22 protein-coding genes and 2 pseudogenes are annotated in these 22,185 nt (G+C 61.5%); 9 read left to right on the top strand and 15 right to left on the bottom strand.

The features are described 5' to 3' along the window. The first annotated feature begins 22 nt into the window (after positions 1-22). Positions 23-1,738, top strand: coding sequence for a 2-isopropylmalate synthase (gene leuA, locus AC1DPR_RS18055; protein WP_113471840.1), 1,716 nt, complete (start codon positions 23-25; stop codon positions 1,736-1,738). Positions 1,739-1,782: 44 nt separating this feature from the next. On the opposite strand, the gene AC1DPR_RS18060 is transcribed toward leuA, so the two are convergent. Beyond that, complete coding sequence (locus tag AC1DPR_RS18060) at positions 1,783-2,172, bottom strand: winged helix-turn-helix transcriptional regulator (RefSeq protein WP_477816823.1); 390 nt, start codon at positions 2,170-2,172, stop codon at positions 1,783-1,785. A gap of 99 nt (positions 2,173-2,271) precedes the next feature. On the opposite strand from AC1DPR_RS18060, the pseudogene AC1DPR_RS18065 reads away from it, so the two are divergent. Further along, positions 2,272-3,233, top strand: a pseudogene (locus AC1DPR_RS18065) (quinone oxidoreductase family protein). Between the two features lie 26 nt (positions 3,234-3,259). On the opposite strand, the gene AC1DPR_RS18070 reads toward AC1DPR_RS18065, so the two are convergent. The 4 genes from AC1DPR_RS18070 to AC1DPR_RS18085 all read right to left on the bottom strand — a co-directional run bounded on the left by AC1DPR_RS18070 (position 3,260) and on the right by AC1DPR_RS18085 (position 6,399). Further along, positions 3,260-4,102: an anti-sigma factor family protein gene (locus tag AC1DPR_RS18070; RefSeq protein ID WP_018857592.1), complete on the bottom strand. Its 843-nt coding sequence runs from the start codon at positions 4,100-4,102 to the stop codon at positions 3,260-3,262. Position 4,103: 1 nt separating this feature from the next. Beyond that, on the bottom strand, positions 4,104-4,610 hold the full coding sequence (locus AC1DPR_RS18075; RefSeq protein WP_477816824.1) for an RNA polymerase sigma factor: 507 nt from the start codon (positions 4,608-4,610) through the stop codon (positions 4,104-4,106). A 169-nt stretch (positions 4,611-4,779) separates the two neighbouring features. Further along, on the bottom strand, positions 4,780-5,334 hold the full coding sequence (locus tag AC1DPR_RS18080; protein ID WP_477816829.1) for a hypothetical protein: 555 nt from the start codon (positions 5,332-5,334) through the stop codon (positions 4,780-4,782). Between the two features lie 156 nt (positions 5,335-5,490). Beyond that, complete coding sequence (locus tag AC1DPR_RS18085) at positions 5,491-6,399, bottom strand: metallophosphoesterase family protein (RefSeq protein WP_018857595.1); 909 nt, start codon at positions 6,397-6,399, stop codon at positions 5,491-5,493. Positions 6,400-6,512: 113 nt separating this feature from the next. Between AC1DPR_RS18085 and AC1DPR_RS18090 the strand changes: the two genes are divergently transcribed. After that, on the top strand, positions 6,513-6,950 hold the full coding sequence (locus tag AC1DPR_RS18090; RefSeq protein WP_051085592.1) for an NUDIX domain-containing protein: 438 nt from the start codon (positions 6,513-6,515) through the stop codon (positions 6,948-6,950). Positions 6,951-6,959: 9 nt separating this feature from the next. On the opposite strand, the gene AC1DPR_RS18095 is transcribed toward AC1DPR_RS18090, so the two are convergent. Continuing rightward, positions 6,960-7,946, bottom strand: coding sequence for a glutathione S-transferase family protein (locus AC1DPR_RS18095; protein WP_477816825.1), 987 nt, complete (start codon positions 7,944-7,946; stop codon positions 6,960-6,962). Positions 7,947-8,216: 270 nt separating this feature from the next. Here AC1DPR_RS18095 and AC1DPR_RS18100 point away from each other — a divergent pair, with 270 nt between their 5' ends. Further along, complete coding sequence (locus tag AC1DPR_RS18100) at positions 8,217-8,717, top strand: GNAT family N-acetyltransferase (protein ID WP_025660399.1); 501 nt, start codon at positions 8,217-8,219, stop codon at positions 8,715-8,717. 72 nt (positions 8,718-8,789) lie between these two features. Further along, positions 8,790-10,100: an MFS transporter gene (locus AC1DPR_RS18105; RefSeq protein ID WP_169682754.1), complete on the top strand. Its 1,311-nt coding sequence runs from the start codon at positions 8,790-8,792 to the stop codon at positions 10,098-10,100. On the opposite strand, the gene AC1DPR_RS18110 is transcribed toward AC1DPR_RS18105, so the two are convergent. The 5 genes from AC1DPR_RS18110 to AC1DPR_RS18130 are packed head-to-tail and all read right to left on the bottom strand — an operon-like array spanning position 10,097 to position 17,342. Then, positions 10,097-10,513: a GNAT family N-acetyltransferase gene (locus AC1DPR_RS18110; protein WP_018857600.1), complete on the bottom strand. Its 417-nt coding sequence runs from the start codon at positions 10,511-10,513 to the stop codon at positions 10,097-10,099. The two genes, AC1DPR_RS18105 and AC1DPR_RS18110, sit on opposite strands and share 4 nt — an antisense overlap. Before the next feature lie 4 nt (positions 10,514-10,517). Then, positions 10,518-12,587 (bottom strand): membrane protein, encoded by a 2,070-nt coding sequence (locus AC1DPR_RS18115; RefSeq protein WP_018857601.1) that lies wholly within the window; start codon positions 12,585-12,587, stop codon positions 10,518-10,520. Position 12,588: 1 nt separating this feature from the next. After that, on the bottom strand, positions 12,589-15,402 hold the full coding sequence (locus AC1DPR_RS18120) for a DUF4159 domain-containing protein (RefSeq protein ID WP_477816826.1): 2,814 nt from the start codon (positions 15,400-15,402) through the stop codon (positions 12,589-12,591). Then, positions 15,399-16,319 (bottom strand): DUF58 domain-containing protein, encoded by a 921-nt coding sequence (locus AC1DPR_RS18125; protein ID WP_018857603.1) that lies wholly within the window; start codon positions 16,317-16,319, stop codon positions 15,399-15,401. The genes AC1DPR_RS18120 and AC1DPR_RS18125 overlap by 4 nt, the downstream gene beginning before the upstream one ends. Before the next feature lie 12 nt (positions 16,320-16,331). Continuing rightward, positions 16,332-17,342: an AAA family ATPase gene (locus AC1DPR_RS18130; protein WP_018857604.1), complete on the bottom strand. Its 1,011-nt coding sequence runs from the start codon at positions 17,340-17,342 to the stop codon at positions 16,332-16,334. Positions 17,343-17,500: 158 nt separating this feature from the next. Between AC1DPR_RS18130 and AC1DPR_RS18135 the strand changes: the two genes are divergently transcribed. The 3 genes from AC1DPR_RS18135 to AC1DPR_RS18145 are packed head-to-tail and all read left to right on the top strand — an operon-like array spanning position 17,501 to position 20,018. Further along, positions 17,501-18,124, top strand: a complete 624-nt coding sequence (locus tag AC1DPR_RS18135) for a DUF1285 domain-containing protein (RefSeq protein ID WP_018857605.1) — start codon at positions 17,501-17,503, stop codon at positions 18,122-18,124. Then, positions 18,121-18,771: a CoA pyrophosphatase gene (locus AC1DPR_RS18140; protein WP_018857606.1), complete on the top strand. Its 651-nt coding sequence runs from the start codon at positions 18,121-18,123 to the stop codon at positions 18,769-18,771. Before AC1DPR_RS18135 ends, AC1DPR_RS18140 begins: the two co-directional genes overlap by 4 nt. After that, positions 18,768-20,018, top strand: a complete 1,251-nt coding sequence (locus AC1DPR_RS18145; protein ID WP_477816827.1) for a CCA tRNA nucleotidyltransferase — start codon at positions 18,768-18,770, stop codon at positions 20,016-20,018. The genes AC1DPR_RS18140 and AC1DPR_RS18145 overlap by 4 nt, the downstream gene beginning before the upstream one ends. A 1-nt stretch (position 20,019) precedes the next feature. Here AC1DPR_RS18145 and AC1DPR_RS18150 read toward each other — a convergent pair whose 3' ends face one another. From AC1DPR_RS18150 to hemF, 3 genes are all read right to left on the bottom strand, one after another. Further along, positions 20,020-20,205: a DUF1059 domain-containing protein gene (locus AC1DPR_RS18150; RefSeq protein ID WP_018857608.1), complete on the bottom strand. Its 186-nt coding sequence runs from the start codon at positions 20,203-20,205 to the stop codon at positions 20,020-20,022. 111 nt (positions 20,206-20,316) lie between these two features. Further along, positions 20,317-20,577, bottom strand: a complete 261-nt coding sequence (locus AC1DPR_RS18155) for a hypothetical protein (protein ID WP_025660392.1) — start codon at positions 20,575-20,577, stop codon at positions 20,317-20,319. A 90-nt stretch (positions 20,578-20,667) separates the two neighbouring features. Then, positions 20,668-21,582: an oxygen-dependent coproporphyrinogen oxidase gene (gene hemF, locus AC1DPR_RS18160; RefSeq protein ID WP_018857610.1), complete on the bottom strand. Its 915-nt coding sequence runs from the start codon at positions 21,580-21,582 to the stop codon at positions 20,668-20,670. Between the two features lie 166 nt (positions 21,583-21,748). Between hemF and AC1DPR_RS18165 the strand changes: the two genes are divergently transcribed. After that, entirely contained in the window at positions 21,749-22,009 is a 261-nt protein-coding gene (locus tag AC1DPR_RS18165; protein WP_026371829.1) for a hypothetical protein, read from the top strand. 5 nt (positions 22,010-22,014) lie between these two features. Here AC1DPR_RS18165 and AC1DPR_RS18170 read toward each other — a convergent pair. Then, positions 22,015-22,185 (bottom strand): annotated as a pseudogene (locus AC1DPR_RS18170) (Na/Pi cotransporter family protein); the annotation flags it as partial.

Genomic DNA, 22,185 nt, shown 5'->3' on the forward strand with positions numbered 1-22,185 from the left:
GACGGGAAGAGGAAGAGAAGACATGGACACGAACACCCGCTCCCAAACCAAAGGCATGCCCGAGGCGGCGATCAAGTATCGCGCCTATCCGCAGGTAAATATCCCTGACCGTACGTGGCCGTCGAAGACGCTGACCAAGGCGCCGATCTGGTGTTCGGTCGATCTGCGCGACGGCAATCAGGCGCTGGTCGATCCGATGGGCCACGACCGCAAGGCCCGCATGTTCCAGCTGCTGCTCGACATGGGCTTCAAGGAAATCGAGATCGGTTTCCCGTCCGCGTCGCAGACCGACTTCGATTTCGCGCGCTGGTGCGTCGAGCAGGGCAATGTGCCCGACGACGTCTCGCTGCAGGTGCTGGTGCAGTGCCGTCCGGAGCTGATCACCCGCACCTTCGAGGCGCTTGAAGGCGCGAACCGCCCGATCGTTCACTTTTACAACTCCACCAGCGAATTGCAGCGTCGCGTGGTGTTCGGCAAGGACGTCCACGGCATCAAGCAAATCGCCGTCGATGCGGCAAAGATGATCTCCGACATGGCGGCGAAGGCCGGCGGCGGCTATCGTTTCGAATATTCGCCGGAGAGCTTCACCGGCACCGAGCTCGACGTGGCGCTGGACATCTGCAACGCCGTTATCGAGGTGATGAAGCCGACGCCCGATAACAAGCTGATCATCAACCTGCCGTCGACCGTCGAAATGGCGACGCCGAACGTCTATGCCGACCAGATCGAGTGGATGTGCCGCAATCTCGACAACCGCGAAAACCTGATCATTTCGCTGCATCCGCACAACGACCGCGGCACCGGCATCGCCGCCGCCGAACTGGCCCTGCTGGCGGGCGCCGACCGCGTTGAAGGCACGCTCTTCGGTAATGGCGAGCGCACCGGCAACGTCGACGTCGTCACCATGGCGCTGAACATGTTCACGCAGGGCGTCGACCCCGAGATCGACTGCTCTGATATCGTGCGGATGAAGGAAGTCTTCGAATATTCGAACCAGATGCCGATCGGCGAGCGCCACCCCTATGTCGGCGAACTGGTCTATACAGCCTTCTCCGGCTCGCACCAGGATGCGATCAACAAGGGCATGAAGGCGATCAAGGTCGCCAACCATCCAGTGTGGGAAGTGCCTTACCTGCCAATCGATCCGCAGGACGTCGGTCGCTCCTACGAGGCGATCATTCGCATCAACTCGCAGTCCGGCAAGGGTGGCATCGCCTATATCTTGCAGCAGGACTACGGGCTCAATCTGCCGCGTAACCTGCAGGTCGAATTCCGCGAAGACATTCAGCGGATCACCGATGAAGAAGGCAAGGAATTGCCGTCGAAGCGGATCTACGACCGTTTCGTCGAGCGCTACGTGACGCAGCCGCAAGGCCGCATCAAGTTTGTTGAGCACCACACCTATGCCGATCCCGAGCGCAAGGGGCAACGCATCGTTGCCGCCGAAATCACTGATAACGGCGAGACGAAGCATATCGAGGGCAGGGGCAACGGCCCGGTCGACGGCTTTATCAACGCGCTCTCGCACTATCTCGGCATCGAGATGTCGGTCGAGGATTATTCGGAGCATTCGCTGCAGCACGGTTCGAACGCTGCCGCGATCTCCTACGTCGAGACGTCCTATCCTGGCGGCAAGCTCTTTGGCGCCGGCATCAGCACGAACATTGTCGGGGCGTCGCTGGAGGCGATCGTCTCGGCTGCGAACCGCGTGCTTGAGGTGCGGGCCGGAAAGGCCTGACGAAATCAGCGCAGCGGAGTATTCTGCTGCGCACTTTATCCGGCTCAGGCAGCCAGCCGTGCCCGGTTGCGTGGCCGCACGATGCAGTCCGCGATATCGTTTGCCTCGTCCTGTGCTTCGGCATGTTTCTGACCCCATTTGCAGAGCGCCAGCAGAACCGGTTCCAACTCCAAACCCACCTCAGTTGCCGAATATTCGACGCGTGCAGGTACCTCTGCGAAGATCTGCCGGGTCACCAGACCATGCTTCTCCATCTCGCGCAGCTGCTGGATCAGCACCTTTTGGGTGATCTTTGGCAACATCCGCTTGAGCTCCGAGAGGCGCTTCGGGCCATCGAAGACATAATAAAGGATGATGGGCTTCCAGCGTCCGGCTATCACCTTGAGCGCCCGCTCGACAGGCAATCTGGGCAGCTTCTTGATCGGAGCGGTCATGGTCACCTCCTGGTGGGTGTAGCACCAAATTCTCTGTATTTTGGCAGCGCAGCTTATTGCTAAGGCGCATCTCACGCCAATTCAAACGTGAGGTTTGCTATGAAAGCCATCCGCTACGACCATTTCGGTTCGCCCGAGGTCTTGACCTGTGTTGAGCTGCCGGTGCCCGAACTGCAGGCCGGCGAAGTGCTCGTTAGGGTTCACGCCGTAGGCGTCAATTTCTTTGAGTCTTGATGCGCGCTGACCGCTACGCGGTGACGCCTCTATTGCCGATGCTGCCGGGCGTCGAAGTTGCCGGAGTGGTCGAGAAAGTGGGTGAAGGCGTCGACGGCACTCGGCTTGGGACGCGAGTTGCCGTGCCGCTCTTTGCCCTCGGTCGCGGAGGCGGATACGCCGAATATGTGGCGGTCGACGCAGGATATGCCGTGCCTATACCCGATAGGCTCCCCTTTTCCGGCGCAACTGCCCTGGTGGTGCAGGGACTGACAGCATTGCATATGGTCCAGCAACGCTCGCTGATGGGCAAAACGGTCCTTGTTCATGCCGCGGCAGGTGGCGTGGGTTCCTTGCTGGCCCAGCTTGCCAGGCGTCGTGGTGCTCGGCGCGTGATCGCGACGGCAGTGAGCGCAGCAAAGCGATCGCTGGCGCTGGAGATGGGGGCTAATCTGGCTATAGACTATAGCGCCCCCGGCTGGGAAACGTCTTTAGCTGGCCTCCGCCCGGACGTTGTTTACGACACGATTGGTGGCGACATGACGCGTGCGTCGCTCGCGGTTCTCGCGGATGGCGGCGAACTTGTCTTTGCGGCGCTCGGCCGGTTCGCAGCCACAGCCGAGGACATTACCCGCATGCTCGACAAGAACCAGTCGCTGAGAGGCCTTGCGCTTCTGCCGTTGCTGGGAGCAAGTCTTGTTCCCGATCTCCAGTCGCTCTTCGAACTGGCCGCTTCCGGGGAGCTGAGGCTCTTACCCGGGCGCCAGTTTCCGCTTCACGGCGCAGCGGAGGCGTATCGGGCGATCGAAAGCCGCATGGCAACGGGGAAGGTGGTCCTGATGTCCTAAAGCTTTTCAATTCAACCCTGAAAGGCTCAGATCGATGTAGCGACCTGCATGGCGAGCTGGCCAAGCGAGGCTTCCGACGACGGGCCAACGAGCACATAGGATGTGCCGGCATTGTGCCAAGAAACGACGCCGATCTCGTCCTTGATCGTTTCCTTGAAATCGTCTGCCTCGGAAGGCAGGTTGTCCTTGCGGAAGCAGATGGAAGCCAGGTCGCCATCGGAGCTGGTGTAGACGAGTTGGCCGACCGGCCTGCTGTCGCCGATGAAGACGCGGGCACCCTGGAAGGTCCAGCCCTGTTCCGACAGGTCAGGGACACGGAACGCAACGCCGACCGTTGAGGTCAGCCAGGTAGAAATTTCCTCTGCCTGGGTCGACGGAACCTCGAAAATATGACGGGGCTGGCGGGCGATAAGCCGCTGGTTGGCGATGACGTCGGTCAGCCACTCGTTGGAGTCAGGAATGGCTTCCATCGTTGTCGCGGCAGGCGATTGCATGGTGCTCATGCTGCCGGCGGCGAAGAAGCCGATGCCACAGCCGGCAATGAGGAGGACGATTGCAGCCGCAAGAGCCTGTGGGCCGATCGGCGCAAGTTTGAAGGAGGGCCGCGAAACGCGCGGTGCAACCGGAGCCTTTGGTGGCTGCGCGCTCTTGATCGACCGCACGAGGGCGAGTGGAACCGGCTCCCTGAGAACGTCGTCGAGGCGGTGCTTTCCGAAGTCGGCGCCGTGTCGCAGCTTGTCGTAGAGCCGCTTGGCACCCTCGTCGGTGGCCAGGCGCTGCTCAAGCTCATGCTTCTGTTCGGGCGTCGTCTCGCCATCCAGCAGGGCGGCTAGCTGAGCATCGAGCGGCAGTTTCTTGAAATCGAGCAATTCAGTACCTGTGAGGATAGTTGTCCGCGACACTGGCGAAATGCAGTCTCGCCGCGGCAAGCTGGGATACGACGATGTTGATGGTGACACCCATGATGTCGGCGGCCTGCTGATAGCTGTGCCCTTCGACAACAACCAGCAAAAAGGCGCTGGATGTGCCTTCCGGCATGTCGGCGATCATGCGGTGGATGACATCGGGATTGACAAGCGAGGTGCGATCGCGGTTCGCTTCCCGGATATCGGTGACATTGCCCCTGGGAGCGGGGTGCGGCTTCCGACGCCGATGCTCGTCCGTCCAATGTTGGCGGGCGAGGGCGTAGACCCAGCTTTCCAGGCGGCCTTCGCCATTCCATTGTCCGCTCTTGGCGATGGCGCGCTCACACGCCACTTGTGCGAGTTCGTCCGCACTCGCTGCGTCACCTGCAAGGGTCATCGCGAAACGCCGCAGCCGGGGCAGAAGGCCCACCAGGTCGCGTCTGATATCGATGGTCGTCACGGGTTGACGCATAGTCTTTCCAGGTAATGCTTGGGCGGTCGGCGAGAGCGCCCAGCAGCATATCGATTTATATTGCTTCTGTGTCCTTTATGAAACAAGTACCGGATGCTTCGCAAGCATCCGGCGGCCTATCCCACGGGTTCTCAAAGCTTTTCTTCATTAGGCTCGGCTCGGATCAACGTCAGTATGTACGATAACCATTCAGTGCCTGCAGCAGCGAGCGATAGGCCCAGGTCTGCTCGCCGCCCCGATCCCGGATCTCGACGAGCTGGACGCGCGCTCCCTGCACGTCACCCTGTTCCACCAAAGCTTGTCCCATATATGACCGTGCCAGAATATAATTCTCGTCCGCCTGCAGCGCCTTGCGGTAATACGACATCCCCAGCTCCATTCTGCCCGCCTTGCGGTTGGCATAGCCGAGATAGTTCAGGATGCGCGGATCGTTCTGGTTCCTGGCAAGCTGAAGCACCGTCAGGGCATTGTCGTATTGACCGGCATAGGCAAATTCGCGGGCAGCCTTGTAGAGTTCATCGTCGTTGAACGAATTCTTCTTCGGGACCACGCATTCCTTGCGCTTCGCATCCCAAACCTTGCCGCCGGCACATTTTGTCGTCGTTTCGGCCTTTGGCGGCGGCTTGGTTTCGTCGCTTTCGTCGCCGATGGCAAAGGCGGATGAGGAGACTGCGAGGGCAAGCGAGCCGGCCAAAGCCAGACTGCGAAGACTGATCGACGCCATGGGCATGCAATAACTCCGTGAATTGGTGCTGCCGAGGCGACAAGTTTACGTGGCAATCGCCAATTGCCAAGACCTCGGATGCTTTGCCAAATTCAAGATATCGTCATCTTGAATTCCTGAATCAGCTTGGCGAAGAAGATGAATCCAAAAACGGCGCTAAGCCTTGAAAATATCGACGCTTTCGCTGCACACGCCATCGCCCATGGAGTTGATGCTGAACCGTTCCCCGGTCAGCTCCCAAGCACCCGGTGCGCCATCGATCGAGAAGAGGTTGTAGCCGGCACGGGGTTTCAGCCCGCCGGGCCCCTGCGATGCAGAGGCGATACCGACGACGGGAACCGGACCAGTCTGGCCGCGCAGCCAGTGCAGCGTGTTCAAATGGGTATGGCCGTGGAGCACCAGTTCTGCACCGCCGGTGGAGATCACGGCGCCGAAGCGGCGGATGCCGATCATCCGCTTGTGGAAGGAGGTCGCGCCGCGGATCGGCGGATGGTGGATCATCACGACGCGAAACAAGCCGGCCTCGCCAGCGGCACGCAGCATGTTCACCGTATCGCGGGCCTGGCGCTCGCCGAAGAAGCCGCTGGCCGCGAAAGGGGGCGTCGCGACCGCCGTCGAACAGCCGACGATCGCGACCTTGCCGCGAACGCGAAGATAGGGAAAGACGTGGCGATTTTCCTGCCATTCGGCTGGAGCGAGGTCACCGCGCACATTGTCGTACCATGCGCGCACCGACTTTTCGTAGGCGCCGGGCACGTAGGCATCGTGGTTTCCCGGCACGACTGAATTGTCTTCGGGATCACCGAGTTCTTTCAGCCAAGCGGCTGCGGCTCGGATCTCCAGTCCGCTTGCGAGGTTCACGAGATCGCCGGTAACCGCCAAATGATCGGCTTGCTTCGCGTGTATGTCATCGAGCAGCAGATCGAGCGTGCTACCGAAAAGGTGCTTGCTCCTGTTGCGATGCCAGTTCACAAAGCCGGTAATGCGTTTGGAAAAGAGCTCGCGGACCGAAAGGCGAGGAAGAGGGCCGAGATGGATATCGGAGATGTGTGCGAGCTTGAACATGCGACGACACATAGCCCAGTCAGTCTGCAATTCAAACACATCTGCTTGAACGGATTAGCGGAATTGGAAAAAGCGTGACCAGAACCATACGCCCCTGGCAATCGCGAGTGCTGATGCGCATCGTGCATATGTATTTCGCGGTTGCGCGCGGAATGACGATGGGCGTGCGGGCCGCCTGCTTCGATTCGGCGGGTCGTATCTTTCTCGTGCGGCACAGCTACCTGCCGGGCTGGCACATGCCTGGCGGCGGGCTGGAGCGCAATGAGACTGCCGAGGAAGCCTTGATCAAGGAGCTTCGCGAGGAAGGGAATTTGCGCATCCTCGGACGGCCGGAGCTCTTCCACATCTATTTCAATACGGCGGCCAGCCGCCGCGATCATGTCCTTTTCTATAAGACGCAGGTTGAGCAGACGGCACCGCGCCCGCCAGACCGGGAAATCGTCGAGTGCGGCTTCTTCGCGATCGATGATCTGCCAGTGGGCACAACGGACGCAACGCGTCGTCGTCTGGCTGAACTCGCGGGCGAGCGGGAGCCCGCCCACGTGTGGTAGAGCGCAGGGCTAGGCCGCTGCCAGTAGGGCACGGCCATGCGGGCGATCGAGATCCAGTGCCGGGCCGACAGGCACGATGCCGGTCGGATTGATCGTCTTGTGGCTGCGGTAATAGTGGTCCTTGATGTGGCGGAAGTTGACCGTCTCCTTGACGCCCGGCGTCTGATAGAGATCGCGCAGATAGGCCGACAGATTGGGGTAGTCGTCGATGCGGCGAATGTTGCACTTGAAGTGGCCGACATAGACAGCATCGAAGCGCACCAAAGTCGTGAACAGCCGCCAATCGGCCTCGGTCAGTCGATCGCCGAAGAGATAACGACCCTTGCCGAGACGGCCTTCCAGCATGTCCAGCGTTTCGAAGAGCCTGACGACATTTTCGCCATAGGCTTCCTGTGTCGTGGCAAAGCCGGCCTTGTAGACGCCGTTGTTGACGGTGTCGTAGACGACAGCGTTGAGCTCATCGATATCGGCGTGCAGGTCGTTCGGGTAGAAATCGGCGGTCGAGCCCGTCAGATGATCGAAGGCGCTGTTGAACATCCGGATGATTTCGGAGGACTCGTTGTTGATGATCGTGTTGGTCTTCTTGTCCCACAAGACCGGAACGGTCACCCGGCCGGAATAGTGCGGGTCGGCCTTCATGTAGATTTCGTATAGCGTCTTGGCGTCGAAGAGATGGTCGCCGGTGGCGCCGTCGCCGATCTTGAATTCCCAGCCCTTCGAAAGCATCAGCGGATCGACGACCGAAACGCTGATGAGGTTTTCGAGCTTCTTCAGCTTGCGGAAGATCAGGGTCCGATGCGCCCACGGGCACGCCAGCGAGACATAAAGGTGGTAGCGGTCTGCCTCTGCCTTGAAACCACCCGTTCCGGACGGGCCAGCCGCTCCGTCCGCTGTAATCCAGTTCCGAAACTGCGAGGCGGTGCGCTTGAAGTGCCCCTTGGTTTCCTTCGTGTCGTACCAGACGTCATGCCAGACGCCATCAACCAGCATGCCCATATTGTGATCCTTCAAATTTTCCTTGGCTCGAACATATCCCACGTCCTGGCGATTTGCAGGGCGGTAAAGATTGAACACTGCGTCACGCCGCGCCGTCGCTTTCTAAATTTCCATTGGACGACTGAAATTTTTCCTGCTATCGGCGATTTCACATTTCTGGAAACCGATTTGATGTTTGCACCGAGAAACCTGCGACGACGCTGATGCTCCCGAACGCCTGACGGCGTGCTCGAGATCCATCAACTCTGTCTATCCGGTTTCCGTCTCATCATGCACAAGCACGATCTGGTCTACCTCACTGAGGATGCGTCGCACGACGCTGCTATCGAACACATCAACGAAGAAGCATTCGGCCCTGGCCGGCATACGCGTGCGGCCGCCCGGATCCGCGAGCAGGGGCCGCACGATCTCTCGCTCTCCTTCATTTGCGCCGATGATGGCGAGACCATTGCATCTGTGCGCATGACGGCTGTTCAGGCCGGCTCGGTGAATGGGCACCTGCTTGGGCCGCTTGCAGTACGGCCGTCGCACAAGGGTCGCGGCATCGGCCGGGAACTCGTCCGGATTGCCATCGACGCCGCGCGTCGCAAGGGATCGGAAGCGGTCATCCTCGTCGGCGATCCGCCTTACTACTGCCCCCTCGGCTTCGAGCGGGTGGCCCACAACGCGATCACGTTTCCCGGTCCCGTTGATCCGTCTCGCGTGCTGGTCGTGCCGCTTGTCGAGGATGCGCATAGCAGGCTGAAGGGAACTATCGGCTGGCGAAAATAGGTTGCATGCGGTATTGAGAGCCATAGGCCTGAGACACGCTTCGCGTGATTTTTCAGCGGCTTGAGAGGTAGCATGAGCAACGTTTCCATGGACGAGGCGCTGGATCGCGCCGGCACCGGGCCCTTCCAGTGGCGCCTGATCGGCATCTTCGGTCTTGTCTGGACAGCGGACGCGATGCAGGTCCTCGCCGTCGGCTTTACGGCAGCCTCGATCGCGGCCACCTTCGGGTTGACTGTTCCGCAAGCCCTGCAGACAGGTACGCTGTTCTTTCTCGGCATGCTCATCGGCGCTGTCGCCTTTGGGCGCCTGGCCGACAAGGTCGGGCGGCGTCGGGTCCTGATCACCACTGTTGCCTGCGATGCGCTTTTCGGCACCCTTTCCATCTTCGCTCCCAGCTTTGCCAGCCTGCTCGTGCTGCGTTTCCTGACAGGAGTGGCGGTCGGTGGCACGTTGCCTGTCGACTATGCGATGATGGCGGAGTTCCTGCCCGCCAAGAGCCGTGGCCGCTGGCTGGTGGCGTTGGAAGGCTTCTGGGCGGTCGGCACGCTGATCGTCGCACTGGCTGCCTGGGCTGCGAGCGTCGCCGGGGTAGCCGATACCTGGCGCTACATTTTCGCCGTCACCGCAGTTCCGGCGCTGCTGGGCCTGACACTGCGCTTCTTCGTTCCTGAATCGCCACTCTACCTGCTGCGGACCGGGCGGGCGGGCGAGGCCAAGGTGATCGTCAACCGAATGCTGGCGCTGCACCGGAAAGCACCACTGCTGCCCGAGGATCAAATCGTCGCGTCGTCGCAGGTGGCTGAGGGCATCTTCTCCGACGAGCTTCGTCGCCGAAGTGTACTGATCCTGACGATCTGGTTCCTGGTTTCCGTTTCCTACTACGGGGTCTTCACCTGGATGCCGGCGAAGCTGGCCAGCGATGGGTTCGGCTTCGTCCGCGGATACGGCTTTCTGGTCTTCGTCGCCCTGGCTCAGATCCCGGGCTATGTACTTGCCGCCTACGGGGTCGAGGCTTGGGGTCGCAGGCCGACCTTGATCGGTTTCTGCCTGCTGTCTGCGCTTGGTTGCCTGCTCTTCGTGGTTTCTCCTGACGACATGCTGATCGGCGCGTCGCTGCTGGTCATGAGTTTTGCGCTACTCGGGACGTGGGGCGCGCTCTATGCCTACACCCCGGAACTCTATCCCACCGCCTCACGGGCGACAGGCATGGGCGCTGCGGGGGCGATGGCCCGCCTTGGCGGACTGCTGGCTCCATCCCTGATGGCGTTCATCGTCACGGGTGGGTTCGGTCTGGCCATCGGCCTGTTTGCGGGCCTGCTGGTCGTGGCGGCCTTTGCGGCAACGGCGATCGATATTGAAACACGCCAGGCGGCGCTCAGCTAGAGCATCTTGCGCAGAAACGTGCGGGTACGGCCTTTCGGAAACTCTGGTAGTTCGCCGAATATCTCGTAGCCTTGCCGTTGATACGCTCGCAGGGCTAGCGGATTGAAGGTGTCGATCCAAGCCCCATGGCAGCCACGTGCCGCTGCTTCCTCTTCCGCCAAAGCAAGGATCTTGCCGGCCATGCCCTTGCCGCGTTCCTTGTCGGGAATGTACAGCAACTGCGTGAAGAGCCATCCCCAGGCGGTATAGCCGGACAGGCCACCGGTGACGTTCCCGTCGGTATCTCGAATGAGAACCGCGAGCGGTTGCCGTTCGGCTGGGCCGACGTCATGGACGTTGAAGGCTGATAGCGCGTCGCCGATCGTGCTGAGATCATCGGCGGCGGGCGAGCCGGTCACTTCAAACTCGGCCATGCCGCTAACGCCCTTCGCGCCACCACATGGCGCCAAAGGCAAGCAGCAGAATGCCGACACCGGCGAAACCGGCAAACAGCGGCAGGGTGTTGATGCCCTTCAGCACCGTTTCGTTGGTAAGGTGGATCTGCATGCGATCGTCGTCGGCAACGCGGATCTGGCCGCGAACCGGCAGGATCGGCGGGATGCTGATCGCGCCGCTGCTATCGGAAACGCGGGTGACGAGCCCCTTCGACTTGTCGGAAATCGGCTTCAACGCCTCGGTCGTCGAGATCATGGCCTTGAATTCAGGAGCATCGACTGCGCCGACATGCGCCAGCGTCGTCATGTCGCCGTTTCTGATCTCGAAAAGGCCGATCTCGTCCATCTTCTTCTCGGCCTTGAAGAGGCCCGGCTCGGCTTGCGTCAGGGGGAGAGTTTCCGTCCTTCCCGAGGGATATCGGACCGTTGCATTGCCCGGGTCGCCGCCAATGGTCTGACGCGTGATCTCCAGCGTGCGGCCGGATGCGCGTGCCGTCAGGGCCTCTTCCTCAAGGGCGGGCTCCTTCATCAGCCAGTGGGCGACGCGGCGATAGAGCGACACATGCGGGCCTCCGCCCTCGAAGCCGCGGGCCCAGAGCCAGCCCTGGTCGGAGAGCAGCATGGCGACACGCCCCTGTCCGGCGCGATTGAGAACGAGCAGCGGATGGTTGTCAGCGCCGACCATCACCGTCTGGCCCTGCGGCGGCTCCACATCGACGCTGCGGAACCAGCGGCCCCAATGCGGCGGTTCGTCAGCGGATCCATCGAGGCCGCGGGTAACGGGGTGCTTGCGGCCTTCCTCCGAAAGCCGGGGGTAAAAGGCTTTTTCGATCATCTGCCCGGTCGGTGCGGCCGGCAGCACCGACGATAGCGGCGTCAGGGCAATCGAATCCTGGCCGGCATGTTCTGGGCCGGCAGCGATCAACAGCGCGCCGCCATTTTCCACGTACTGGGCGATATAGTCGTAGTAGAGGATCGGCAGCACGCCGCGATGCTGATAGCGGTCGAAGATGATCAGGTCGAAGTCCTTGATCTTATCGACGAACAGCTCGCGGGTTGGGAAGGCGATCAGCGACAGTTCGTTGATCGGTGTGCCGTCCTGCTTTTCGGGCGGGCGCAGAATGGTAAAGTGGACGAGATCCACCGAGGCATCCGACTTCAAGAGATTGCGCCAGGCGCGCTCGCCGGCATGCGGCTCGCCGGAGACGAGCAGAACGCGCAGGTTTTCGCGAATGCCGTCGATCAGGTGGACCGCGCGGTTGTTGGCGTCGGTGACTTCGCCCGGAAGATCGGCGACCGAAAATTCGAGAACGTTGCTGCCGCCGCGCTCGACCTTGAACGAAAAGGGCGTGTCGCGGCCAGGCGTTGCCTGGAGCGTGGCGATCTCGTTGCCGTTGAGTTTCACCGTGACGCTTGCCGTGCCGCCGGGGCTCGGTCCGTCGTCGAAGACGCGCAGCATCAATTGCTGCTCCTCATTGACGATCCCGAAGCGCGGTGCCTTCACGACCTCGATGCGGCGGTCGAACTCGTTGGCCTTGCCCGTGATCAGGCCGTGGATCGGCGCGTCGAAGCCGAGCGCCTGATTGACGCCGGGAACGTCGTGGATTTCGCCGTCCGTCAGCATGATCGCGCCGCCGATGCGCGCGGGCGGCACGTCCGCGACAGCCGCCGAAAGCGCATTGAACAGCCGGGTCGAGGGAGCATCGGAATCTTGCGGCTCCGTCGCGTCGACGTAGCGCGGCTCGACATTGGGGAAGCGCGAGAGGCGATCCTTCAACTGCGCCAGGGCATCGTCGGTCATCTTGATGCGATCAGGCGTTTGCTGGCTCTGGCTGCGGTCAACAATGACGGGCACGACGGTCGACAGTGGGTCGCGATCTTCCTGCAGCAAGAGAGGGTTGGCGAGGGCAGCCAGCAAGGCAAGGGCCGCGATCGAACGAATCCATGCGCCGCGCACGCCGCGCCAGATGCCAAAGGCAGCGGTTGCGAGAACAATAACCGCCAGACCCGCCAGGAGCGACCAAGGAATGAAGGGTGAAAAATCAACCGTCATATCACTGTCCCAACCGTTCCAGCAGGGCGGGGACGTGGACCTGATCGGTCTTGTAGTTGCCGGTTAGCATGTACATCATGATGTTGACGCCGCTGCGGTAGGCGTATTCGCGCTGTGTCTCGTCCGGGGGGACCGTCGGCAACAACGGTACCCCATTGTCATCGACGGCCCAGGCACCGGCAAAATCGTTGCCGGTGATGAGGATCGGGGAAACGCCGTCGGCCGTGGCCGCCGACTTGGCGTTTTCGGGACGACTTTCCTGGCGTGCTTCAATCCAGAGCGGGCTACCCGTGTAGCGGCCGGGGAAGCTTGAGAGCAGGTAGAACGATTTCGTCAGCACGTGGTCCGACGGCACCGGTTCCAGCGGCGGAATATCGAGATTGGCAAGGATTTGCTGCAAGCGCTCGCCGTTGGCGCTGACCGAGCCGCCATTGTTGTCGAGCGCGCTGAACTGATCGCGCGTATCGAAGAGCACGGTTCCGCCGGCGCGCATATAGGCATCGATCTTGTTGATTGCAGCTGCCGAGGGCATCGGCGCGGTGGCCGAGATCGGCCAATAGATGATCGGATAGAAGGTGAGCTCATCCTTGGTGAGATCCACGCCGACAGGCGGTGATGGCTCCAACGTGGTGCGGTATGTCAGGAATTCCGTCAAGCCCTCCAGCCCGCGTTCGGATATGTGGTCGACGTCCTGTTCGCCGGTGACGACATAGGCGAGGTGCGTATTGTCGAGCCGCTGGAAGATCTGATCGTCGCCGGGCTTGGAGTCGTCGGCATGCGATTGCCCCGGCTGCAGGAAGAAGGCCGCACTGACCGCCACAGCGACAAGCGCCGCTGTTCGCGCCGCCGGGCGCAGCCTCGAGAAAGCGCCGCTCATGAACATTACGATCAGGCTGTCGGCCAGCAGCAACAGGAAGGCGATCAGGAACAGCGCGGGCTTTGCCGACCAGGTTTCGCCGCCGATCAGCCCTTCGCGCACGACTGTGAGACCCGACRTATCAAGCGGCTTCAGTTCGGCATTCTTCGGCAGGATGTTCAGCGCGGTAAATCCTTCTTCGGAGCCGTAAAGGCCGGGCGGGTTGTCGAAGCTTGCGACCGGCGTGACCTTCGCGTTCGGGATCAGCGGACGCGCCGTGCCAGTTTCGGTCGTGAGTGCGCCTTTGGCGGTCAACAATCGGAAAGGCGGCAGCGCCTCGGCGGTCGATGCACCGCCGGCTTCAGCGGTAACGCCACCGGAACGCGACAACTGGACGAGGCGGCGCAGCATCTCGACAAAATTGCCCGAGATCGGCAGGTCAGACCACGTCGCTTCTGCGCTGACATGGAACAGGACGATCCTGCCTGCATTGATCGGCTTCGTCGTGACCAGCGGCGTGCCATCGGCGAGGCTCGCCCAGGTGCGCTCGGCAAGATCCGGCGTCGGCTCTGCGAGAACCTGCCGCTTGACGGTAACATCGGTCGGCTTCGGCATGCCGGCGAAGGGGCCGAAGGTTGGAAATTCGGCGAGGGGCTGCGGTTCGGCCCATGAGAGCGCGCCACCCAATGCACGCTCGCCCTGGCGCAACGTCACCGGCACCAGCGGATCGTCGGCGGGTGCGGCGGCAAGGCGCGGCCCGGCGAAGCGGACAAGTGTTCCGCCATTTGCGATCCAGCGCTGCAGCGGCTCGTAGGTTTCCTGGGGTAGGCGACCGATATCCGCCATGATGATGACAGATGGATTCTGCGACAGGAGATCCGGGATCGAGGTCGCGAGATCAGGCGTGTTCGGCTCGATCAAATCGGCATAAGGCTGCAAAGCGCGCTGGATGTAATAAAGCGGCGAAAGCAGCGGTTGGAAAGTGTCACCGACCTCACCTGATAGCAGAACCACGCGGCGACGCTTGAAACCGTCGTCGAGCAGATGCACGGCGCCAGCCGTCGCGTGGTTGTCGATGCTGACGCGCGCGAAATCGTTGCGCATCTCAAACGGTGCGGTGATTGATCCGGTCGCGACGCTCTGACCCGGCTGGAAGTCGATCGAGCCGGTCGCGATCGCGCGTCCCTGCGTGTCCTGCGCGGTGATCGGGCGCGAGGCGGCAGCGCCACTGTCGAGGCGCGTGGCGGTGACCGTCATCGCGTCGGCGGCATTGCTTGCGGACGTGATCGCAATCGTTTCGTTTGCGTCTCCTGAGATCAATCGCAATTGGGCAGGCGAGAGGTCGGAAAGCTGGCGGACGGTCGTGTCGTTCTCTCTTGCGGCGGCGCCATCCGTAAGGAAGGCGAGAGTGCCGGGATGGACGCCGTTCAGCGCGGCGCGGAGAGCCTCGAAAGCACGCTGGCGATCCGGCACAAGCGGCTTCGGTTCTGCGGCACGCAGCTTGTCGCGGGCGACGGCTGCCGTTCCGGGGACGGCATCGTTGGTCGGGTCGGCGGTGAAGGCGATCGCCACCGGAGTACCAGCGGATTCCGCGTCGTCGATCAGGGCGTCAGCGGTCTTCACGCGGCGATCCCAATCCGGCGAGGTGGCCCAGCCGTTGTCAACAAAGAGCACGAGCGGACCGCCGGAAGCGATTGAATTGGTGCGCGGATTGAAGACCGGATCGGCGATGGCCAGGATGACTGCGGTCGCAAGCAGCATGCGCAGCAGCGTCAGCCACCAGGGACTCTGGGCAGGGGTTTCTTCCCGCTTCAGGACCGTGGCGAGAATCTTCAGAGGTGGGAAGACTTCTGTCTTCGGGCGCGGCGGCGTCAGTCTGAGAAGCCACCAGATGATCGGCAAGGCCACAAGGGCGCCGAGGATTGCGGGATAGGCAAAAGCAAAGGGGAGAGCGTTCACGCGCGTTCTCCCTGCGTCATCCTTGCGGGCATGCCCGAAAGGTACATGTGGACGGCGACCAGCGCTTCAGAGGCTAGGTGGTCTGTGCGGTGGCTGACGAAGGTCCAGCCCATGTGGCGCAGCGCCTGGCCGAGATCGTCCCGGCGGTCGAGATAGGCGCGGGTATAGGCTTCGCGAACATGCTCGGCGCGGCCGGATGTCAGCTTCGACCCTGTCTCGGGGTCGGTGAATTCGGTGCGGCCATCATACGGGAAGAGCTCCTCGGCCGGATCGGCGATCTCGATCACGTGGCCGCGCAGACCGCGCCGCGCCAAGGGGGCGATGCGCGCCATCACTGCTCGCGCGTCATCGAGAAAATCGCCAATCAAGACGAGTTCGCTCCAGCCGCGGATCATCGCCGTATCGGGCAGCCCTCCGCTCAGCGGCGCGTGCATCAATGCCGTCGCAAGCCGTTCCGCGGCATTGCGTGCGGCAATCGGTTCCATGACGCCGGGACATCCGATGCGTTCGCCGGAACGCGCCAGGATTTCGGCAAGCGCCAGCATGATGACGAGCGCGCGGCCTTCCTTGGAGGCGTTTCCGAAGGTCGACTTGTACATCATCGAGGGAGACATGTCGGCCCAGAGCCAGATCGTATGGGCTGCTTCCCACTCGCGGTCGCGGATGTAGGTATGGTCGTCGCGCGCCGAACGGCGCCAATCGATGCGGGATAGACTTTCGCCCTCGGTATAGGGACGGAACTGCCAGAAATTCTCGCCGATGCCGCGCTTGCGGCGACCGTGCCAGCCGGCGATCACCGTGTTGGCGATCCGCTTGGCCTCGACCAGACAATCCGGCACAAGGCTCGCCCGCTGCCTTGCGCGAGCGAGGGCGTCATTGCCCGAGGTCGGATTGACGATCTGTCCGATGGGTGCCACGCAGACGCTTCCTTATCCCTTGGCCTGCTTGACCAGCCCTTCGATGACATCGCGAACCGACATGCCTTCCGCGCGGGCCGCAAATGTCAGCGCCATGCGGTGCTGCAGCACCGGTTCCGCGAGGGCATGGACGTCGTCAATAGACGGCGCCAGGCGGCCTTCGTAAAGGGCACGGGCGCGGGCGCAAAGCATCATGGCTTGGCCGGCGCGCGGACCAGGGCCCCAGGCGACGTTCTTGTCGGTCGCGGCATTTCCCTGACCCGGACGGGCCGAGCGAACAAGCGCGAGGATGGCGTCGACAACCTTGTCGCTGACCGGCATCTGGCGAATGAGCGTTTGGATTTCGACGAGGCGCTCCGCGTTCAGGATCGCTTGCGGCGTCGTTTCGCTGGTCCCGGTCGTCTCGAGCAGGATCTGTCGCTCGGCGGCGAGCTCCGGATAGTGGACGTCTACCTGGAGAAGGAAGCGGTCGAGCTGCGCCTCGGGCAAGGGATAGGTGCCTTCCTGCTCCAGCGGGTTCTGGGTGGCCAGGACGTGGAAGGGCGCGGGCAGATCGTAGCGGTGGCCGGCAACGGTGATGTGGTATTCCTGCATGGACTGCAGCAGGGCCGATTGCGTGCGCGGCGACGCGCGGTTGATTTCGTCGGCCATGAGGAGTTGGGCGAACACCGGTCCCTTGACGAAACGGAAGGAACGGCGGCCGCTGTCATCTTGGTCCATCACTTCGGAGCCCAAGATATCGGAAGGCATCAGATCCGGTGTGAACTGGATGCGGTTGGAGGCGAGGCCAAGCACTTCGCCGAGGGTAGTAACGAGTTTGGTCTTGGCAAGGCCCGGCACACCGACCAGCAGGGCATGGCCGCCCGAAAGAACCGCGAGAAGAGTGTTCTCGACGACGCTTTCCTGGCCGAAGATCACCTTCGAGACTTCACCCCGCACGGCGGCAATATCTGCAAGGGCCTTCTCGGCCGCGGCGATGATCGCCTTTTCATCGAGGGGGGCTTCGGTCTTCATCATACCCATAAGGCATCTCCAGCGGGTGATATCATTCGTCGCGAATCGGCAGACTTACACGCAAGCGTCATACCAGATAGAGTTATGGAGATGTTGCGGGCTGACAAGTTCGTTCCGAATGACTATCTCGTGACCTTCTTGAGTTAAAGACAAACCGGGACAGAAGAATGGCAGCCGAAGAGATCAAGGCGACAACAGACGCGGCCGGTCTTGCTGCGCTGATTTCGCGCGCCGCCGGTGATGCAGGGGCCAAAGCCCGAGGCCTTCCGCCCGTCGACAAGTGGAATCCGCCGTTCTGCGGCGATATCGACATGGAAATCCGAGCGGACGGAACATGGTTCTACATGGGAACGCCGATCGGCCGGGCGCCGCTCGTCAGGTTGTTCTCCACGGTCCTGCGCAAGGACGAAGATGAGAAGACCTACCTTGTAACCCCCGTCGAACGGGTTGGTATCCGGGTTGTCGATGCGCCGTTCGTCGCCGTTGAAATGAATGCCGGAGAAAGGGATGGCGAGCCGCTGTTAACTTTCCGGACCAATGTCGGTGACGTGGTCGAGGCTGGGCCGGAGCATCCGCTGCGTTTTGTAGTTCATGGCGAAAACAGCGAGTTGAAGCCCTATCTTCATGTTCGCGGGCGGCTGGAGGCGCTGGTTTCGCGACCGATCATGTACGAACTCGTCGAGCTCGGCGAACGCCTTGAAGTCGACGGTAAGACGATGTTCTGTCTGCGCTCCGGCGGTGTGACCTTTCCTGTCATGCCGGCGGAAGAACTGGATGCACTCTCCCGATGAACAATGTTTTGACCGAAAACCGTTCGCTCTATTCAGCGGCTGAATTCCGCCGTCGCGCTCTTCACCAGAGCGGTGGTCCGGTGGATCTCTCCTGGCGTGATCACGGCGATCACATTCTCAACCCCGATATCGTCACGCAGGTGGAGACCTTCAAACTTCGCGATGCCGCGGTGCTGGTGCCTGTTATCGACGATGGTGACGATGCGCATGTGATTTTCACGCAGCGCACGGCGACGCTGCGCAAGCATTCCGGACAGATCGCGTTCCCGGGTGGAAAGATTGACGCCATCGACGGCTCCGCCGAAAAGGCCGCAATCCGGGAAACCGAAGAGGAGATCGGCATCGACGGCTCCTTTGTCGAGACCGTGGCGCGGCTTCCGAACTATCTGGCGTCGACCGGCTTCCGTATAACGCCAGTGCTCGCCGTTGTTCGGCGCGGCTTCGAATTGAAACTCAACCCCACCGAGGTGGATGACGTGTTCGAAGTACCGCTGTCCTTTCTCATGAACCCGGCCAACCACAGCCGCGACAGGCGCGTGCTTGACGGTCTCGAACGACAATTCTACCGGATGCCCTATGAAAGCCGGATGATCTGGGGCATTACCGCCGGCATCGTTCGCACCCTCTATGAAAGGCTCTATGCATGACCAACCTTGGCAACGAGGCATGGTTCAAGGATCCGGCTCTGACGCGTGTTTTTGCGTTGCTCAACTCTGATGGAGAAGGGCGCGTCGTCGGTGGGGCGGTCCGCAACAGCCTCATGCGGCTTCCGGTCAGTGACATTGATGTCGCCACGACCCTTACGCCGGAGCAGGTCATCGAGCGGGCGGTTGCCGCTGGGATCAAGGCTGTGCCGACCGGCGTGGCGCACGGCACTGTGACCCTCGTCATCGATGGCAAGCCGTTCGAGGTCACGACGCTGAGGGCAGACGTGGAAACCGATGGGCGGCGTGCAAAGGTAGCCTTCAGTTCCGATTGGCGGACAGACGCGGAACGCCGCGACCTCACGATCAACGCGCTCTATGTCGACGCCAAAGGCGATGTGATCGACCTGGTCGGTGGTCTCGCCGATATCGAGAAGCGCAATATCCGCTTCATTGGGGACGCGGCGACGCGTGTTGCCGAGGACTATCTGCGTATCCTGCGATTTTTCCGGTTCTTCGCCTACTATGGCTCCGGTCGTCCGGATCCTGATGGGTTGAGAGCCTGCGCATCGGCTCGCGCCAAGCTGAAGACGCTTTCAGCCGAAAGGGTCTGGTCGGAACTGCGCAAGCTACTCAGCGCCGAAGATCCCGGACGGGCACTTCTGTGGATGCGACAGGTCGGCGTGCTCAGCGAAATCCTGCCAGAGACTGAGAAATGGGGGATCGACACCATTCCGACATTGATCGGTACGGAGCAAGCGCTTGCCTGGAAGCCAGATCCGCTTCTGCGTCTTGCTGCCATCATTCCGCCCGATGCCGATCGGCTGGAGAAGATGGCGGCGCGCCTCAAGCTGGCCAATGCCGAGGCCGCCTGGTTCAAGGCATGGGCCAAGGCGCCTGTTATCAATGATGAATTGTCCTCGGCCACCCTTTCACGACTGCTTTTTCGGCACGGCGCCGACGGCATCAATACCCGCTTGAAACTTGCGCTGGCAACAGCACGCGGCAAGGCGGAAGGTGACACACAGGAGATGGCTCGCTCGGCAAGGCTCGGCAAGCTGCTCGAACTGGCGGAAAACTGGAAGAAACCGCAATTCCCGATCAATGGCGGCGACGTCATGGCTGCCGGTGTCCCGGCTGGGAAGCAGGTCGGCGAGACGCTGTCGGTCTTGGAAAACGCCTGGATCGAGGAAAACTTCATACCGGACCGGGCGGCGTTGCTCGCCCGGCTGAAGGATCTGGTGGGGTAGTTTAGGCCGCTGTCGCCTCGTTGCGGATGCGGGCCTTGATGTTTTCTACCATGTTTTCGCGGATCACGGTCTCGCCGTGGGCGTTGCGCATATGTTCGACAACGCGACGGACGATTTCGGCATCGTCATTCGCGCGGGTATGCCAGTCGCATCCAGGAACGAGCGTTCCGCATTCGAAGAGTCTCATTCTTTTCCTCCTTCGGTTTCATGCGATTGCGCGATGATGCAATGGCTGAATGCTCGAGGGGTAAGAAGGTTCCGGCCGGCGCGAAGGACCGGCCGGTTGGTCATTTTCTTGTTATTCGGGCATCGCCCAGGATCTGAAGCAATCTGTCGCCGCCTTGTTGTCCGGACGCTTTGCCAGACGGTCCAGTTCTTCCGGTGTCTTGCCGCCTGCCAGCTGGAGCTTCACTTGTTCCACAAAGCAGGAAAGGGGAAGGTCGGAGCCGCTTTTCGCCCGGAGCCGTTCTGCAATCCGGCTCAAAAATTCGGGTGCATCCATAGATGGGGGTTGCTCTGGCGCACCCGCCGATGCCGCAGAGCTACTTTGTACCGTCATGACAATCCTCCTCCGATTGTTACGCGTACATGCACAGAGTTAGTGGTCCAGTCTCCGAATTTAAGCCCTTCAGACGTCTTTTTTGTCTGATCACGGCCAACGGACAAGAGGGGGCAAGGATGAGAGAATGGACTCGACGTTTCCTCCTGTCTTGAGGCCAAAGATTGTACCTCGATCATAGAGTAAATTGAACTCAACATAGCGCCCACGGCGAATCAATTGTTCGTCACGATCCGCGTCTGTCCACGGCTTATTGAAGTTGGTGCGAACAATGCGTGGATAAACCATGGCGAAAGCCCGTCCGACGTCGCGGGTGAAGGCGAAATCGGCGTCCCATCCGCCGGCTTCCTCGCCGGAATGCAGCCAGTCATAGAAGATGCCCCCGATGCCGCGCGCTTCGTTGCGGTGCTTGAGGAAGAAATACTCGTCGCACCATTTCTTGTAGGCGGCGTAATCGGCGACGCCCGAGTGGCTGCGGCAGGCGATCTCCATCGCCTTGTGAAACAGCTGGCTGTCCTCATCTTCCTGCGTACGGCGGCGGTCGAGCACTGGCGTCAGGTCGGCGCCGCCGCCGAACCAGCGGCTCGAGGTTACGACCATGCGCGTGTTCATGTGAACGGCTGGTACGTTGGGGTTGACCGGATGGGCGATCAGCGAGATGCCAGAGGCCCAGAAACGCGGATCTTCCTTGGCGCCGGGCATCTGGGCGCGCAGATCAGGCGCGAATTCGCCATAGACGGTGGATGTATGCACGCCAACCTTCTCGAAGACGCGGCCATGCATCATCGACATGCGGCCGCCGCCACCGGCGCCATTTTCGCGCGTCCATTCCTTCGCCACGAAGAGGCCGGGTTCTCTATCGGAGAGTGGGCCCGAGAGTTCGTCTTCGAGCGCTTCGAATGAGGCGCAGATAGTATCGCGAAGACTTTCAAACCAGGCGCGGGCGACTGACTTCTTCTCTTCGATATCGTCCGGCAGGCCGATCGGAAGTTCGGGTCGTTCCATTTCATCTCTCTCCGAGCGGGTCGCCATCGACTCGCGCTTTCGTCTTTGCTGCTCTGATAGCAGGTAGGGCAGGGTCCTGCCAGCAGAGGCGATGCCTGAGGGCTCCTCAGATTCGACTCGCAAAAGGCGGCTTTCGATACTACCTTTTTGTCACAGAGGTAGGCTCATGACGAAAATCCCTGGACCTCCGTCGTTCGACGGTCTCAAGCGACGGATTGCTACCCACCGGGCGGAAGGCACACCCCGGAATAACGATCGTTTCGTGCGACAAACCTATTGCCTCAATCTGCTCGACGCGCGCGCCAAGGCGCGCGAATGGTTCGACGAGTATCCCAAGGCCGCGTACTGGACGGAGGTCGAGAGTTGGCGTCAGTTGGAAGGCGACCAGATCGAATTCACCATGCGCCGGCTGCCGTCCGCCGATTGATCGGTCTACTCGGCCGCACCCTTCAACCTGCTTTCGATGAGCAGGCCGCTTTCGTCGAGGATGGGGTGGGCGACGGAGACGATGTGGGCGTTGATGCGCTTTAGGTCGCGCAGCATGTCGAGGTGCAGCGAGCTTGTCTGCAGGCTGTCGGCGCGACCGTCGCGCAGGCGCTCCAG

The sequence above is a fragment of the Rhizobium sp. 01T417 genome, assembly GCF_056398905.1.

Excerpts from the sequence above, each read along its gene's own strand:
- AC1DPR_RS18135 (WP_018857605.1), top strand. The coding sequence starts at position 17,501 with ATGGCAGCCGAAGAGATCAAGGCGACAACAGACGCGGCCGGTCTTGCT.
- AC1DPR_RS18080 (WP_477816829.1), bottom strand. The coding sequence starts at position 5,334 with ATGGCGTCGATCAGTCTTCGCAGTCTGGCTTTGGCCGGCTCGCTTGCC.
- AC1DPR_RS18100 (WP_025660399.1), top strand. The coding sequence starts at position 8,217 with ATGCACAAGCACGATCTGGTCTACCTCACTGAGGATGCGTCGCACGAC.
- AC1DPR_RS18145 (WP_477816827.1), top strand. The coding sequence starts at position 18,768 with ATGACCAACCTTGGCAACGAGGCATGGTTCAAGGATCCGGCTCTGACG.
- AC1DPR_RS18085 (WP_018857595.1), bottom strand. The coding sequence starts at position 6,399 with ATGTTCAAGCTCGCACACATCTCCGATATCCATCTCGGCCCTCTTCCT.
- AC1DPR_RS18130 (WP_018857604.1), bottom strand. The coding sequence starts at position 17,342 with ATGGGTATGATGAAGACCGAAGCCCCCCTCGATGAAAAGGCGATCATC.
- AC1DPR_RS18140 (WP_018857606.1), top strand. The coding sequence starts at position 18,121 with ATGAACAATGTTTTGACCGAAAACCGTTCGCTCTATTCAGCGGCTGAA.
- AC1DPR_RS18060 (WP_477816823.1), bottom strand. The coding sequence starts at position 2,172 with ATGACCGCTCCGATCAAGAAGCTGCCCAGATTGCCTGTCGAGCGGGCG.
- AC1DPR_RS18115 (WP_018857601.1), bottom strand. The coding sequence starts at position 12,587 with ATGACGGTTGATTTTTCACCCTTCATTCCTTGGTCGCTCCTGGCGGGT.
- AC1DPR_RS18165 (WP_026371829.1), top strand. The coding sequence starts at position 21,749 with ATGACGAAAATCCCTGGACCTCCGTCGTTCGACGGTCTCAAGCGACGG.
- leuA (WP_113471840.1), top strand. The coding sequence starts at position 23 with ATGGACACGAACACCCGCTCCCAAACCAAAGGCATGCCCGAGGCGGCG.
- AC1DPR_RS18095 (WP_477816825.1), bottom strand. The coding sequence starts at position 7,946 with ATGGGCATGCTGGTTGATGGCGTCTGGCATGACGTCTGGTACGACACG.
- AC1DPR_RS18150 (WP_018857608.1), bottom strand. The coding sequence starts at position 20,205 with ATGAGACTCTTCGAATGCGGAACGCTCGTTCCTGGATGCGACTGGCAT.
- AC1DPR_RS18110 (WP_018857600.1), bottom strand. The coding sequence starts at position 10,513 with ATGGCCGAGTTTGAAGTGACCGGCTCGCCCGCCGCCGATGATCTCAGC.
- AC1DPR_RS18155 (WP_025660392.1), bottom strand. The coding sequence starts at position 20,577 with ATGACGGTACAAAGTAGCTCTGCGGCATCGGCGGGTGCGCCAGAGCAA.
- AC1DPR_RS18075 (WP_477816824.1), bottom strand. The coding sequence starts at position 4,610 with ATGCGTCAACCCGTGACGACCATCGATATCAGACGCGACCTGGTGGGC.
- hemF (WP_018857610.1), bottom strand. The coding sequence starts at position 21,582 with ATGGAACGACCCGAACTTCCGATCGGCCTGCCGGACGATATCGAAGAG.
- AC1DPR_RS18105 (WP_169682754.1), top strand. The coding sequence starts at position 8,790 with ATGAGCAACGTTTCCATGGACGAGGCGCTGGATCGCGCCGGCACCGGG.
- AC1DPR_RS18090 (WP_051085592.1), top strand. The coding sequence starts at position 6,513 with ATGCGCATCGTGCATATGTATTTCGCGGTTGCGCGCGGAATGACGATG.